Below are 13,251 nucleotides of genomic sequence, written 5' to 3'. Positions count from 1 at the left end.
TTCAAAAATGGCAGAAGCAATCGCCGCAATCGGCGGCATGATCCTGGTCCTTTTCGTCCTGCTTGGACTGGCGGTACCACTGCTGGCCCTCGGCCTCGTCATCAACCTGCGTTACAAGGTGACCCGGCTTGAGGAGAGAATTGACCTGCTGCAGCGACGCGATGCCTTGAGCAAAACCAATTTCGAAAGTGATGATGATCCGCCATGGCGGGCACCGGTCAGCGCCGAGTACCCGGAACCACTGGCACCGCATATGCGCTGAACCAGAGATTCTGTCGCCTTATCGCGCGCTGGGCGGCCCGAATGAATTGAACCGGCGCAGGCGCTCAACCTCGTCATCCGCCGGTGGATGGTCGCGCAGATCCTCATAATCGGCGAGCCGCCATTTCCGCCCGGACCATTGCAGTTCTTCACGCAATGGCAAATCCTCGGTACTTGTCGCCAGAACCGGTGACAGCCGTTGAAACAGACGGGTTACCGAGCCATAGCAGAGCTTGGCCATATCGAACCGGTCGGCCCCGGCGGGCACCTCGAACATATCGATATCGACAATCGGCCCCTCATCAACCAACCGCACCATCTGATGCGCGGTCGAGCCGAACCAGCGGGCCTCCTGATAGACGCCCCATGCTTCGGGATAGCGTCCCGGATAATTCGGCGGGCCGGGGTGGAAGTTGTATGGCTTGAGCTTGAGCTTATCGAGCAGGTCCTGCTTCACGATCACGCCGGTGGTGAAGGCGATGAGGCGCGCCGCATAACCGGTCGCCGCCATATGTTTCAGCAGCTCGGATTCAGACTCGGCATGACGAACGGTGAGCTGGGCATTATGGCGCTTCAGCAGTTCGGTCAGGGTCGGCGCTTCGCGGCTGCCGGTGAGGATAATGGCTTGGCTCAACATGATAATCAGCAGCAACCATATTCGGCGCATTCATGGCAAGCCTGAAATGCCCTGCCCCTGCGACCGGCGAACTATCAGGGTGAGCCGATGGTTCGGCGGAGTGGCTGTGCCGGCGTTTCCGGTACCGGTGCAGACTCGGGCTTTACCAAGCGTGGCATGATCGGGCCAGGATCATCTCCCTCGCCCTTGTTCAGCACATCACCGGCCAGACGCTGGAGACGACCGCGGCGGTCTTCCGGCTTTTTCGGTTCGGATTTGCCGAGCAGGCCGATCGGATTCGACCAGTCGAATTGCCAGGTGCTTTCCTTGCCCAGCTTGGCGGCATTCTCGGCAATCCACTCATCGGCTGCCTTGCGACCCAGCTCGCGCAGGCTGCGCAGGAACCGCCCGGTGGTATTGCCCTTGCTCGACAGGTTCAGGTCATCCATCGCGCCGCTGTCCTTGATCCGGTGCATACGCTGTGGACGGATGGAATTGCTCGGCTTCAGCTTGCCGGTGGCGAACAGGTCATTCATGCGCTCCAGGTCACGCAGTTCGGTGACAAGCGCCGAGTTGAACATCAGCTTGTTGGCAGCATCAGCAATATCCGAGCGGCTGCGCGGCGCATCGTTACGCTTGAACGAGTTGATCTGGACGAGGATCGTATCGTCACTCTCGCTGTCAAAGCGCAGGGGCTCCAGCGGCGGGTTGCCCATATAACCGCCATCCCAGTAAATCTCGCCATCGATTTCCATTGGATGGAACAGGTCAGGCAAGGTGGCAGAGGCCAGCACCGAATCAACGCTGATCTCATCACCACAGAAAATCTTCAGATCGCCCCTTGTGACGTTGGTGGCACCGATAAACAGGTTGCCACCACCTTCTTCCGCCAGCTTCTCGCGCAGCTTGTCGAAATCAACCACATCCTGCAGCAACGCGCGCAGGGGATTCTGGTTGAGTGGATTGAATTGCTGCGGTGACATGTAGTGCTTCCACACTTCAAGCCAGGCAAAGGTCGGGGAACTGTCGAGATTATGCGACCCGGTCATGGTGGTCGCGATATCCTGCAGCGGGGTCAGCAGGTTTTTCTGGGAAACACCGGTCCAGAGCTTGTTCAACAGGCGGCGTGCCTCTTTCGGCCCGCCGGTCGCGAGGCCATATTTCAGTACCGCACCATTTAGTGCACCGGCGCTGGTACCGCTGATCCCGTCGATTTCGAGACGGCCCGCCTCAACTTCCTCAAGCAGGCGGTCAAGCACGCCCCAGGTAAAGGCACCATGTGCGCCACCACCCTGCAGGGCCAAATTGATTTTTCGTGGATCGGGATTTTCGGTCTGTTGCAGCTGTCTGCGGAGGTCGCCGGATTTCATCGCACATCAACTCCCCGCAACAGCAAGCAGGGATCGAAAAATCCGATATGGACTGGAGCAGGTATCACAACCGCGCCTTTCTTGCTTTTCCTCCCCTGACGAGAACATCGTCAGGCACCTGCCCGTTCTTTTTTAAGTTGAACGGTTTCAGGCGACTATGTGTGACTCTACTGATTGGGCATGAAAGCCAAGCACTAAAAATTGTTTTTCCACACCCGGTTTCAGCCAGCAGTTTTCGTGACTTTCTTTCTCAGTCGGTCTTGAAGAAATTGGCCGCCGCCGCTTTCTGCTGTTCCTTCTTGGCAATTTCCGCCTCGAGCCGGGCGATTTCAGCCTGATAGGTCTCGATCATCTCACGCAGTTCACCGGCAGAGATCGTGTCCAGTGGCATACCAATGCTCAACGTGGCCTTGGGCCTCGGTTCGTCATCCCACATATGCGCATCCCCTAACTGTTTTGACTGCCTGTTTCAGGCTGGTATGATCATCTCTCACGGCAGATTTGATAAGGCAAGTGCGTTGGCAGGCGGTGAAATGCTTGATCTTCTCGCCCGACATGTCGATAACAACGCCAACGGAAAAAATCTGTCCATGACCCATCATGGATTAAACCCAGCTACCCTCGATTTGGAGGCCCCATGTCTAAACCATTAATGCCAAAAGCGACGGCTGTTTGGCTTGTCGACAACACGACCCTGACATTCGATCAGGTCGCGGCATTCTGTGAGCTGCATGCACTGGAAGTTCAGGCGATTGCCGATGGCGATGTTGCAATCGGCATCAATGGCGCCGACCCGATCACCAACGGCACCCTGACCGCCGAGGAAATCGCGCGCTGTGAGAAAGACCCGACCACTCGCCTGAAAATCGCCAAGCGTGACCTGCCGAAGCCATCCAATCGTCCGAAAGGCCCACGCTATACCCCGGTTGCAAAACGCGGCGACAAGCCCGATGGCATTGCATGGCTGGTCAAATTCCACCCTGAGTTGAAAGACAGCCAGATCGGTCGCCTGATCGGCACCACCAAGCCAACCATCGTGGCCGTGCGCGACCGCACCCACTGGAACAGCGCCAGTATCAAGCCACGCAATCCGGTCCTGCTCGGCCTTTGCACCCAGGCCGATCTCGACAAGGAAGTCATCAAATCAGGTGGCAAGACCGATGCCGAGGCACCACCGGAAGACAAGATCGACAACTACGTCACCGACATCTCTGCCGATTACTGATTGCCTCCGATGCTGCAAATGCAGGGGCCTGCAGAATGACGATCACGAGACAGGATGAGCTGGATGGTCTGAAGGAAATTGGCCGAATTGTTGCCAATACCATGCAAGCCATGGCCAAGTGCATGGAACCGGGTATGACCACCCGGGAACTGGATCAGATCGGGGCCGAGTTGCTGGAACGCGAAGGCGCGGTATCTGCGCCTCAATCCAGCTATGATTTTCCTGGTGCGACCTGCATCAGCGTCAATGAAGAAATTGCCCATGGAATACCCGGTGATCGGAAAATCACCATGGGTGATCTGGTCAATATCGACGTATCAGCCTCAAAGAACGGCTACTTTGCCGACACCGGAGCCACGTATCGCTTGGGCCCTGTACGTCCTTCGCAAGAGCGTCTGTGTCGTGACGGGAAACGGGCAACCCAAATCGGCATTGCCCAAGTAGGCAGCGGTAAGCCGCTGGCAGGTATCGGCAATGCCATCGGGCGGTTTGCAGCGGATCGGGGCTATACACTTATTCGCAACCTTGCCAGTCACGGTGTCGGCAGGTCCTTGCATGAATATCCCAAGGAAATTGCAACCTGGCCGACAGAGAGTGACAGGCGCAGGATCAACAAGGGGCTTGTACTGACCGTTGAGCCATTCCTGTCCATGGGTGGAATCTGGGCCACAGAGGGCGATGATGGCTGGACGCTTTACAGTGAACCCCATGCGCCTGTCGTACAATATGAGCATACGGTTGTTGCCACAGATCGCGGCGCAATAATCGTTACGATGCCCGGTTAATCAGCCCGGCTCCCATGTGGAATGAATTGGTTTTATTGCAAAATCAGACAAAAAAATGGCCGGGAAAACCGGCCATTTTTTATGGGGACTTTCTATCTGTCATTGTGCGCCCGTCATGTAACCCCGGTTCCCGGAGATCAGAGAGCGCCGCCGACCGGCACCCGTTAATGGGTGCCAAGCCGTTCTATCTCATCCTTGATACGAAGCTTTTCACGCTTTAGCCGACGGACCATTGCCGTATTGGGCCACGGACGTACACTCTCGGAGTGCAACTCACGATCTACAGTCGTATGACGTGACCTCAAGGTTTCGATCCGTTGTGCAATTGACATAAAAACGCCTCCTGAATTGTTGTTCTTGTGCGTGCCTGCAAACGGACAACATGCCGGGACTGTCAGCCAGAAACCACCAGACAGCCAAGCAGTGCAACCGCAGCGGACACTAAGAATAGTATAAAACGACTTGGTTGGACTTGGCTAATATTACAAGGCCGACTCGGTACGAATCCCTCTGGAAAGTTTGGGGATAACGATAGTTAAAACCCGAAATATCCGGTGTTTATACGGCACGCCGATCATCAGTGGGCAAACGCAAAAACAGCAATATCTGTAAAAACAGATATTGCTGCCTCTGACCCGATTAACGAGATATCAACCTTTCGGGGACTTGCCCAGCAAATCAGCTTGGGGCCTGATCACCGAGACAGATGCCGAGCCCACGGGCCGTTTTGACCAGCGCACTGTCGGTATCCACGTCCTGATAATGGGCGATGGCATCCTCGATCGCCACATCGACAACCTGACGGTTCTGCCAGGCAACCATGCGGTCTTCCTTGCCCTCGGCGATGAGGTCAACAGCATGGGTACCAAAAGCGCAGGCAATCAGGCGGTCCTGCCAACTCGGCTGGCTACCGCGCTGTACGTGGCCGAGAACGGTCACACGCACCTCGGCACCGGTTGCCGAGGCAATGCGCTCGCCAAGGTGATCGCCGATACCGCCGAGGCGACGCTCGCCACCGGTATATTCGACCTCAAGGGTTTCGCCATCCTCGGTCTTGATCGCTTCAGAGACCACCACGAGGGCGAAGTTGCGGCCACGGCGGCGCACCTGCGCGATCTTCTCCGCGATATGCTCGAGCCGGTAGGGAATTTCGGGGATCAGGATTACATCGGCACCACCGGCGATACCGGCAGACAGCGCAATGTGACCAGCATCACGGCCCATGACCTCGAGCACCATGACCCGGTCATGGCTGGCAGCGGTCGGCTGCAGGCGATCGAGCGCCTCGGTCGCGACCGTCACGGCGGTATCAAAACCGACGGAAACCTCGGTCAGGCCAAGGTCGTTATCGATGGTTTTCGGAATGCCGATCAGCTTCACCCCGCCCTGCTGGCACAGCTTGCGCAGGATCGCGAGGCTGCCATCACCGCCAATGCCAATGATCGCATCCAGTTCCAGCTCCTTGATGCCGTCGATGATTTCCTGTGACCGGTCCTTCTTGGTGCCGTCTGGCATCGGGAAGGCAAAGGGGTTGCCCTTGTTGGTGGTGCCCAGAACCGTGCCGCCGAGGCGCATGATATGGCCATCGAACTTACTGATGTTGAGTACCTCATGGCGGATTGGGCGGTCGAGCAGACCAGCCGTGCCATCATGAAGACCGATTACTTCCCAGCCATAATGGTAGGCCCGGTACAGAACTGCGCGGATAACCGCGTTCAAACCGGCACAATCGCCACCACTTGTCAGAATTCCAATACGTTTTGCCGGAGCCATCTTGCCGCTTTCTGGGTTGTCGTTATAGTCAGGCTTCTTGCATTAGATAGCCGTTTTTCAGGAAACGGATATAAACTGTTTGCCAGACATTTGTTGTTATATCCCACGGCTTTTAAAAGCGTGCGGGCACCCGGTCAACCGAGACTGGTATTTTTACCAGATTTTCACTATACACAGGGCCTCTTAGAACCATGACCATCCTTACTACAGTAGAGACCATGGACGAGCAGGACAAATTGAAGGCCCGGCTGGAAGAGCTCCGCAGCGAGCACCGCGATCTGGACGATGTTATCGAACAGCTGAGCGCGGAAGGCCCGTTCAATCAATTACAGATTCAGCGTCTTAAGAAACGTAAGCTGATGCTGCGCGATCTCATTTCCCGTCTCGAAGATAGTATGATCCCGGATATTATCGCGTGACCCAGACACAACCAGCGTCCCTTCCCGCTGTCAGTTCCCCGGAAGGAAACCCGCTCGTCGGCATTATCATGGGCAGCCAGTCAGACTGGCCGACCATGCGTGAGGCAGCGGTTGTGCTGAGCGATCTCGGCGTGCCGTTTGAAACCCGCATCGTCTCCGCTCACCGCACCCCTGACCGACTGGTGGAATACGCCAAAACCGCCCGCGACCGTGGCCTACAGGTTATTATCGCCGGTGCCGGTGGTGCCGCCCACTTGCCTGGTATGGTCGCATCCATGACCCCGCTGCCCGTACTCGGCGTGCCGGTCGAGAGCCGGACCCTGAAAGGTCTCGACAGCCTGCTCTCCATCGTCCAGATGCCGGGCGGTGTACCGGTCGGCACCCTCGCCATCGGTTCTGCCGGTGCCAAGAATGCCGGTCTGATGGCGGTCAGCATCGTGGCACTTCAAGATGACATGCTGGCCAAGCGGCTGGACAATTTCCGCGAGCGCCAGACCGACAGTGTCGGAGAAACCCCGGTTCAATAAGGACCGTCAGCAACATGACCAACCCTCTCCCCCCTAACGCGACAATCGGCATTCTGGGTGGCGGTCAGCTTGGCCGCATGGCCGCCCTTGCCGCCGCCAATCTCGGCTATCGCTGCCATATCTTCACGCCCGAAGCGGACGCCCCGGCATCGCAGGTATCTGCCGTGACGACACAGGCCGACTTCACCGATATGGTGGCACTGGAACAGTTCGCCAGAAGTGTCGACGTCATTACCCTCGAGTTCGAGAACGTGCCGGTGGAAGCGGTCGAGCGGATTGCCGCCATTACCCCGGTCCGGCCCGGTGCCGATATCCTGCGGATCGCGCAGCATCGCGCGCGGGAGAAGACCATGGCCAGCGACTATGGCATCAACCCGGTGCCATGGGCTGCCGTGACCAGCCTCGACGAGCTGCGCGCGGCAATCGCCGATATCGGCCTGCCCGGCGTGATCAAGACCGCCCGCCTCGGCTATGACGGCAAGGGACAGGTTACCGTCCGCGACATGGCTGATCTCGAAAGCGCATGGGCCAGCCTCAAGACCGATGACGCGGTTTATGAAAAGCTGGTCAATCTGAAGAGCGAAATTTCAGTGATCGTCGCCCGTGATCTCTCCGGCCACACGGTCGCCTATCCACCGGGCGAAAATGTTCACCGCAATCACATCTTGGCGGAAACCAAAGTGCCTGCCAGCATCTCGCAGGAATTGCAGATCGCGGCGATTGAATCAGCCCAGAAGATTGCCTCAAGCCTCGATTATGTCGGGGTCATGGGTGCAGAGTTCTTCATTACCGATACCGATGAGTTGATCTTCAACGAGATCGCCCCACGACCGCACAATTCCGGTCACTGGACCATGGATGCCGCGATCACCAGCCAGTTCGAGCAGCAAATCCGTGCGGTTTGCGGCCTGCCGCTGGGTCCGGTTGATCTGCGCTGCCCGGTGGTGATGGAAAACCTGCTCGGCGATACAACCGAGCGGGCCAAAGTTGCGACAGCCGATCCCCGAGGCAAATTGCACCTATATGGCAAGGCGGAAGCCCGCGAAGGCCGGAAAATGGGCCATATCAACTGGCTCGACAGCGCCGAAATACCGGCATAGGAAACAGAAACCGGCCAGACTAGCCAGCACAACCAAAGCCGGATAAAATACCGCCCATGACCACATCGACGACACATACCACGGTGGATACGTCCCCTGCCGCGCTCAGCCATTGCGATAAGGATGATGCGTTGGTGAAAGCCATTGGTGCCACCAGAAGCATCTGGATTTCCGACACCCATCTCGGCACCCGCGGGGCCAAGGCCGAAGAGCTGCTCACCTTCCTGAACCAGCTCGATGGTCTGGAGAACCTCTATCTCGTCGGCGATATTATTGATGGCTGGCGTCTGCGCAAACGCTGGTACTGGCCCGACAGTCATGAAGCGGTCATGGCGCGGTTCCGCGAGCTTGGCCGGAACGGCACCCGCATTATCTATCTGCCCGGCAACCATGATGATTACCTGCGGCGCTATCTTGAGCGGCCCGGCGACACCATGGACCTGATCGACGACATCATCCACGAAACCAGCGATGGCCGGAAGTTTCTGGTGCTGCATGGCGACCAGTTCGATGTGATCGTCAAATATGCCAAATGGCTCGCCCATCTTGGCGACAAGGCCTATGTCTTCCTGCTCTGGTTCAACCGCTGGTTCGAGCGGGGCCGCCGCCAGATCGGTGCCAGCGCCCGCTGGTCGCTCTCGGCCTATCTCAAGGGCAAGGTCAAGGGCGCGGTCGAGTATCTGAGCCGCTATCAGAACGCCCTCCGCCATATCGCGGCTGATCGCGGCGTCGACGGCATTATCTGCGGCCATATTCACCGGGCGGAAATCCGCGATCTCGGCGGGTTGCTTTACTGTAATGACGGCGATTGGGTAGAAAGCTGCACGGCGCTGGCAGAGCGTCCCGACGGCACAATCGAACTGATTGATTGGCGTGGGCTGACAGCATCTGTAAAACAGCCCGATCAGGCCGCTGCCTGATCCCTGCCCCTCTGTCTCGATAACCCGAACCTCCGGCCCCTTTCCCTTGCGCATGATCATCGTCACAGATGCCTGGCACCCCCAGGTCAACGGTGTCGTTCGGACCATCGAACGCACGGTGCAGGAGCTTGAGAAACGCGGGCATGAATGTCTGGTTATCGACCCGTCCGGGTTCCGCACCATCGCCGCACCAACCTATCCTGAAATCCGGCTGGCGCTGTTTCCCTATCGCCGGTTGGCGGCGATGCTCGATGCCCTGCCACAGGCACCGACCAAGCTGCATATCGCCACCGAGGGGCCGCTGGGCTGGGCCGCGCGCAAATACTGCCTGCGTCACAACCTGCCGTTCAGCACCGCCTATCATACCAAATTCCCGGAATACCTTGCGGCCAGAGCACCGATCCCGACCGCATGGACCTATGCCATGATGCGTCGGTTCCATGCGCGTTCCAGCAGTGTCATGGTCGCGACCCCGACGCTGGAAAAGCTGCTGGCCGATAATGGTTTCAGCAATCTCAACATCTGGACCCGTGGCGTCGATACCGAGATGTTCCGCCCGCGCGAACCGTTGCCGCTCGACCTGCCCCGCCCGATTGCCCTCTATGTCGGTCGGGTCGCCATCGAGAAGAATATCGAAGCCTTTCTCAAGGCCGACTTTCCCGGCAGCAAGCTGGTTGTCGGCAATGGCCCGGCGCTTGAGGAACTGCAACAGCGCTACCCGGACGTCAGTTTCGCCGGGGCCAGACAGGGCGAAGAACTGGCACAGTATTATGCCAGCGGCGATGTCTTTGCCTTTCCGTCGCTTACGGATACATTCGGCCTCGTTATGCTCGAAGCGCTCGCGTGTGGTATGCCGGTTGCCGCCTATCCGGTCACCGGCCCCCTCGATATTCTGAAAGGCAGTGACGTCGCTGTGCTTGGTGAAGACCTCTCAACCTCCCTGCAACAGGCCCTGACCATCGACCGGCAGAAATGCCGGGACTTTGCGCTGGGCTATTCATGGGCGGCGGCCACCGACCAGTTCGAGGCGAATATGCCGGATGCCGTCATGATGGGGGCCGCATGACCATACTGCTCGCCAGCTATCGCGGCCTGACCCGGCTCAGCGCACCGATCCTGCGCGCGCTGCTGGACCGCCGCCTTACTCGCGGGAAGGAGGAAGCGGACCGGATCACCGAGAAGCAAGGCATTGCCGGGGTCGCACGCCCGAATGGCCCGGTGGTCTGGTGCCATGGCGCCAGCGTCGGTGAAGCCCTGTCGATCCTGCCCCTGATCGACCGCTTGCTGGCCCATGACAGCAGCCTCACCGTGCTGGTAACCACCACCACCGTCACCTCGGCCCGGCTGATGGCTGCACGCCTGCCGGAACGGGCCATCCACCAATATGCACCGCTCGACCACCCGCTTTGGGTTGAGCGCTTCCTTGACCACTGGCAGCCATCCATGGCGCTGTGGCTGGAATCCGAGCTTTGGCCCAACATGCTGAAGACGCTGAAGGACCGCCAGATACCCGCCGTCCTGATCAACGCCCGCATCTCGGACAAATCATTCGCCACATGGCAACGGTTCAACGGCAGTGTCGCCGCCATGCTCGCGAGCTTCCAGCTCTGCCTCGCGCAATCGTCAGAGGATGCCAAGCGTCTGACCACACTTGGCGCCGACACCGTGGACTGTCTGGGCAATATCAAGTTCAGCGCCCCGCCACTGCCGATTGATGCCGATGCCGCCTCTGCCCTCAAGGCCGCGATTGGCGACCGGCCGATCTGGCTTGCCGCCTCAACCCATCCGGGCGAGGAAGAGCAGATTGTCGAGGCGCATCAGCATGTTGCAGAGCACTATCCTGACCTGCTCACGGTGATCGCACCCCGGCACCCGAACCGCCGGAAAGAAATCGCCACCCTACTGGACGAAACCGGCCTGACATGGTGCGAGCGCAGCCCCGGCACCCTGCCTGGCGAGGATGATGCTATTTATCTGGCCGATACGCTGGGTGAGATGGGGCTGCTGTTCAAGGCCGTGAATATCGTGTTCATGGGCGGGTCGCTGGTGCCAATCGGCGGACACAACCCGATCGAGCCCGCCCTGTTCTCCTGCGCCATCCTGCATGGCCCGCATATGGATAATTTCCGTCAGATCAGACAGGAAATGACCGACATGGGTGCCTTGCGCGAAGTCGGTGATGCCGAAGCACTGGGTGCCGCTGTCACCAATCTGCTCGGCAACCCTGTTCAGGCCACTGAAATGGGCAGCGCCGCCCATCAGGCCGCAACCGCACAGGCCGCCGTGATCGACCATGTGTTTGAGCGCCTGCGCCCGATGCTGGACACCGCACTGGCACAGCAAAAGGCAGCTTCGTGATGCCCCATGCAACGCCCGATTTCTGGTACCGGTCACCGGGGCTGCTGGCGCGCCTGCTGGCACCGGTCGGCTGCCTCTATGGCGCAGCAACCGCCTATCGCCTCAGGCATGGTGCCTATCAGGATATCGGCATCCCGGTTTTGTGTATCGGCAACCTGACCGCCGGTGGTGGTGGCAAGACCCCGACCGCGCTGGCAATCCACAAGCTGCTGGGCCGCGAGAACATCCATTTTCTGAGCCGCGGCTATGGCGGCAGCCTGCCCGGCCCGGTGCAGGTTGCACCCGCCAGCCATGCGCCAACGGAGGTCGGCGATGAACCCCTGTTGCTGGCCGCCGCTGGACCCTGCTGGGTTGCCAAAGACCGGGCAGCGGGCGCAGAGGCCGCAAAGGCTGCCGGGGCACAGGCGATCATTATGGATGACGGCTTCCAGAACCCCGCCTTGCGCAAGGCCATGAGCATTCTGGTGGTCAAGGGCGAGCTGGGCTTCGGCAACGGCCAGATGATCCCTGCCGGTCCGTTGCGTGAGCGCGTTGCCGCCGGACTGGCCAGAACCGATGCCATCATCTGTATCGGTGAGCCGACCCATGACAGCCTGCAATCCCTGCCGGCCGGGATACCGGTCTTCACCTGCAGCTATCGCCCGCTTGCCGATGATCTCGCCGCCCTCACCGGACAAAGCTGCATCACCATCGCCGGGATTGCCCAGCCGGACAGTTTTCCGACCCTGCTGACCAACCACGGGATTACGGTGGTCGAGCGTATCAGCCTGCCTGACCATGCACCGATCACCGATGCGATGCTGACCGACTGGGCAGGCAAGACTGAGCGGCAGGGCGTACAGCTGGTCACAACCGCCAAGGACTGGGTCCGCCTGCCAACCGTATGGCGATCCCGGATCAGGCAAGTGCGGATCAAGCTTGATCTGGCCGAACCAGCACAGCTGAAGTCCCTGATCGACAGCAAGATAGCACCGCTGGAGGCAGCCGATGTTTAGCGACGGTCGCCGCCATCCGGGCTGGTACAATCTGCTGATCCGCTATCCGCTTGAGGTGCTGGGTGCCTATATCCTGATCGGGTTCTTCATGGTCCTGCCAACCGGTTGGGCCTCCGATACCGGCGGCTGGCTGGGGCGGAAGCTCGGCCCACGGATCGGTGCCAGCAAGCGGGCGCGGCGCAATCTCTCACGGGTCATGCCAGAGCTGTCAGAGGCAGAGCGGGAACAGATCATCATTGATATGTGGGACAATCTCGGGCGCAGTATCGCCGAGTATCCGCACCTGTCACGCATCTGGGATCAGGAAGACAAGCGGATCGAAAAAATCGGCTTCGAGCACCTCGATGCGTTAAGCGATCCGGAGCGCCCCTGCATCACAGTTTCCGGTCATCTGGCCAACTGGGAACTGGCGCAGGTCGGAGCCAAGCGGATGGGCCGGGAGTTGGGCGTCATATATCGCCGCACCAACAATATCTACATCAACTCGGCGTTGCTCTGGCTGCGCAGACCCGCTTCGACGATCAATTTTGCCAAGGGTTCAGAGGGCGGCAAGCGGGCCATGGCGCATCTCAAATCAGGCGGCAATCTGGGGCTGATGATCGACCAGAAGCTGAATGAGGGGCTGCCGGTACCGTTTTTCGGCATTCCGGCGATGACCGCACCCGCGGTGGCCAGCTTTGCACTCAAATTCAACTGCCGGATATTGCCGGTCCAGACCGAGCGACTTGACGGCTGTCGGTTCCGGATCACGGTTCACCCGCCGATCGATCCTGTCGCAACGGGCGAGCGGGAGGCGGACATTCTGGCAATCCTCACCGAGTTGAACCTGATTGTTGAAGGCTGGATCAGACAGCGCCCGGCGCAATGGCTCTGGACCCACAAACGCTGGCCGGATGAATAGG

General features: G+C 59.2%; 16 protein-coding genes. 11 read left to right on the top strand and 5 right to left on the bottom strand.

The features are described from left to right. The first annotated feature begins 7 nt into the window (after positions 1-7). On the top strand, positions 8-262 hold the full coding sequence (locus CBB62_05955; protein ID OUT41853.1) for a hypothetical protein: 255 nt from the start codon (positions 8-10) through the stop codon (positions 260-262). Positions 263-280: 18 nt separating this feature from the next. Here the strand turns inward: CBB62_05955 and CBB62_05950 are convergent, their stop codons facing one another. The 3 genes from CBB62_05950 to CBB62_05940 form a co-directional block, all read right to left on the bottom strand. Next, entirely contained in the window at positions 281-928 is a 648-nt protein-coding gene (locus tag CBB62_05950; protein OUT41852.1) for a hypothetical protein, read from the bottom strand. 44 nt (positions 929-972) lie between these two features. Beyond that, complete coding sequence (locus CBB62_05945; protein OUT41851.1) at positions 973-2,247, bottom strand: hypothetical protein; 1,275 nt, start codon at positions 2,245-2,247, stop codon at positions 973-975. Between the two features lie 250 nt (positions 2,248-2,497). Then, positions 2,498-2,683 (bottom strand): hypothetical protein, encoded by a 186-nt coding sequence (locus tag CBB62_05940; GenBank protein ID OUT41850.1) that lies wholly within the window; start codon positions 2,681-2,683, stop codon positions 2,498-2,500. Positions 2,684-2,884: 201 nt separating this feature from the next. Here CBB62_05940 and CBB62_05935 point away from each other — a divergent pair, with 201 nt between their 5' ends. Next, complete coding sequence (locus tag CBB62_05935) at positions 2,885-3,472, top strand: cytoplasmic protein (GenBank protein OUT41849.1); 588 nt, start codon at positions 2,885-2,887, stop codon at positions 3,470-3,472. 35 nt (positions 3,473-3,507) lie between these two features. Further along, on the top strand, positions 3,508-4,257 hold the full coding sequence (locus CBB62_05930) for a type I methionyl aminopeptidase (protein OUT41848.1): 750 nt from the start codon (positions 3,508-3,510) through the stop codon (positions 4,255-4,257). A 164-nt stretch (positions 4,258-4,421) separates the two neighbouring features. On the opposite strand, the gene CBB62_05925 is transcribed toward CBB62_05930, so the two are convergent. Together CBB62_05925 and CBB62_05920 are read right to left on the bottom strand one after the other, a co-directional pair. Next, positions 4,422-4,589 (bottom strand): hypothetical protein, encoded by a 168-nt coding sequence (locus CBB62_05925; protein OUT41847.1) that lies wholly within the window; start codon positions 4,587-4,589, stop codon positions 4,422-4,424. Between the two features lie 346 nt (positions 4,590-4,935). Then, complete coding sequence (locus CBB62_05920) at positions 4,936-6,030, bottom strand: 6-phosphofructokinase (protein OUT41846.1); 1,095 nt, start codon at positions 6,028-6,030, stop codon at positions 4,936-4,938. Between the two features lie 218 nt (positions 6,031-6,248). Here CBB62_05920 and CBB62_05915 point away from each other — a divergent pair, with 218 nt between their 5' ends. The 8 genes from CBB62_05915 (at position 6,249) to CBB62_05880 (ending at position 13,250) form a co-directional block, all read left to right on the top strand. Further along, positions 6,249-6,449, top strand: coding sequence for a hypothetical protein (locus CBB62_05915; GenBank protein OUT41845.1), 201 nt, complete (start codon positions 6,249-6,251; stop codon positions 6,447-6,449). A gap of 68 nt (positions 6,450-6,517) precedes the next feature. Beyond that, the gene (locus tag CBB62_05910; GenBank protein OUT41844.1) at positions 6,518-6,976 is read left to right on the top strand and encodes a 5-(carboxyamino)imidazole ribonucleotide mutase; all 459 of its coding nucleotides are present in this window, start codon (positions 6,518-6,520) and stop codon (positions 6,974-6,976) included. 14 nt (positions 6,977-6,990) lie between these two features. Next, positions 6,991-8,076: a 5-(carboxyamino)imidazole ribonucleotide synthase gene (locus tag CBB62_05905; protein OUT41843.1), complete on the top strand. Its 1,086-nt coding sequence runs from the start codon at positions 6,991-6,993 to the stop codon at positions 8,074-8,076. Positions 8,077-8,132: 56 nt separating this feature from the next. Beyond that, a complete protein-coding gene (locus CBB62_05900; GenBank protein OUT41842.1) occupies positions 8,133-8,996 on the top strand; it encodes a hypothetical protein in 864 nt (287 codons plus the stop codon). Between the two features lie 46 nt (positions 8,997-9,042). Further along, positions 9,043-10,062: an alpha-mannosyltransferase gene (locus CBB62_05895; protein ID OUT41841.1), complete on the top strand. Its 1,020-nt coding sequence runs from the start codon at positions 9,043-9,045 to the stop codon at positions 10,060-10,062. Further along, positions 10,059-11,354, top strand: coding sequence for a hypothetical protein (locus CBB62_05890; protein OUT41840.1), 1,296 nt, complete (start codon positions 10,059-10,061; stop codon positions 11,352-11,354). The genes CBB62_05895 and CBB62_05890 overlap by 4 nt, the downstream gene beginning before the upstream one ends. Then, entirely contained in the window at positions 11,354-12,349 is a 996-nt protein-coding gene (locus tag CBB62_05885; GenBank protein ID OUT41839.1) for a tetraacyldisaccharide 4'-kinase, read from the top strand. The genes CBB62_05890 and CBB62_05885 overlap by 1 nt, the downstream gene beginning before the upstream one ends. Continuing rightward, positions 12,342-13,250, top strand: a complete 909-nt coding sequence (locus tag CBB62_05880) for a hypothetical protein (protein ID OUT41838.1) — start codon at positions 12,342-12,344, stop codon at positions 13,248-13,250. The genes CBB62_05885 and CBB62_05880 overlap by 8 nt, the downstream gene beginning before the upstream one ends. Position 13,251: the final 1 nt, after the last annotated feature.

The sequence above is a fragment of the Micavibrio sp. TMED2 genome, assembly GCA_002168225.1.
In the GTDB taxonomy this organism is placed as follows: domain Bacteria; phylum Pseudomonadota; class Alphaproteobacteria; order TMED2; family TMED2; genus TMED2.
The sequence above is the reverse complement of the archived record's forward strand: the minus strand, read 5'-3'. Positions and strand labels throughout refer to the sequence as shown.

Bases quoted from the DNA above. Each gene is read 5' to 3' on its own strand.
- CBB62_05925 (OUT41847.1), bottom strand. From the start codon at position 4,589: ATGTCAATTGCACAACGGATCGAAACCTTGAGGTCACGTCATACGACT.
- CBB62_05890 (OUT41840.1), top strand. From the start codon at position 10,059: ATGACCATACTGCTCGCCAGCTATCGCGGCCTGACCCGGCTCAGCGCA.
- CBB62_05950 (OUT41852.1), bottom strand. From the start codon at position 928: ATGCGCCGAATATGGTTGCTGCTGATTATCATGTTGAGCCAAGCCATT.
- CBB62_05940 (OUT41850.1), bottom strand. From the start codon at position 2,683: ATGTGGGATGACGAACCGAGGCCCAAGGCCACGTTGAGCATTGGTATG.
- CBB62_05915 (OUT41845.1), top strand. From the start codon at position 6,249: ATGGACGAGCAGGACAAATTGAAGGCCCGGCTGGAAGAGCTCCGCAGC.
- CBB62_05945 (OUT41851.1), bottom strand. From the start codon at position 2,247: ATGAAATCCGGCGACCTCCGCAGACAGCTGCAACAGACCGAAAATCCC.
- CBB62_05885 (OUT41839.1), top strand. From the start codon at position 11,354: ATGCCCCATGCAACGCCCGATTTCTGGTACCGGTCACCGGGGCTGCTG.
- CBB62_05955 (OUT41853.1), top strand. From the start codon at position 8: ATGGCAGAAGCAATCGCCGCAATCGGCGGCATGATCCTGGTCCTTTTC.
- CBB62_05905 (OUT41843.1), top strand. From the start codon at position 6,991: ATGACCAACCCTCTCCCCCCTAACGCGACAATCGGCATTCTGGGTGGC.
- CBB62_05900 (OUT41842.1), top strand. From the start codon at position 8,133: ATGACCACATCGACGACACATACCACGGTGGATACGTCCCCTGCCGCG.
- CBB62_05910 (OUT41844.1), top strand. From the start codon at position 6,518: ATGGGCAGCCAGTCAGACTGGCCGACCATGCGTGAGGCAGCGGTTGTG.
- CBB62_05920 (OUT41846.1), bottom strand. From the start codon at position 6,030: ATGGCTCCGGCAAAACGTATTGGAATTCTGACAAGTGGTGGCGATTGT.
- CBB62_05935 (OUT41849.1), top strand. From the start codon at position 2,885: ATGTCTAAACCATTAATGCCAAAAGCGACGGCTGTTTGGCTTGTCGAC.
- CBB62_05880 (OUT41838.1), top strand. From the start codon at position 12,342: ATGTTTAGCGACGGTCGCCGCCATCCGGGCTGGTACAATCTGCTGATC.
- CBB62_05930 (OUT41848.1), top strand. From the start codon at position 3,508: ATGACGATCACGAGACAGGATGAGCTGGATGGTCTGAAGGAAATTGGC.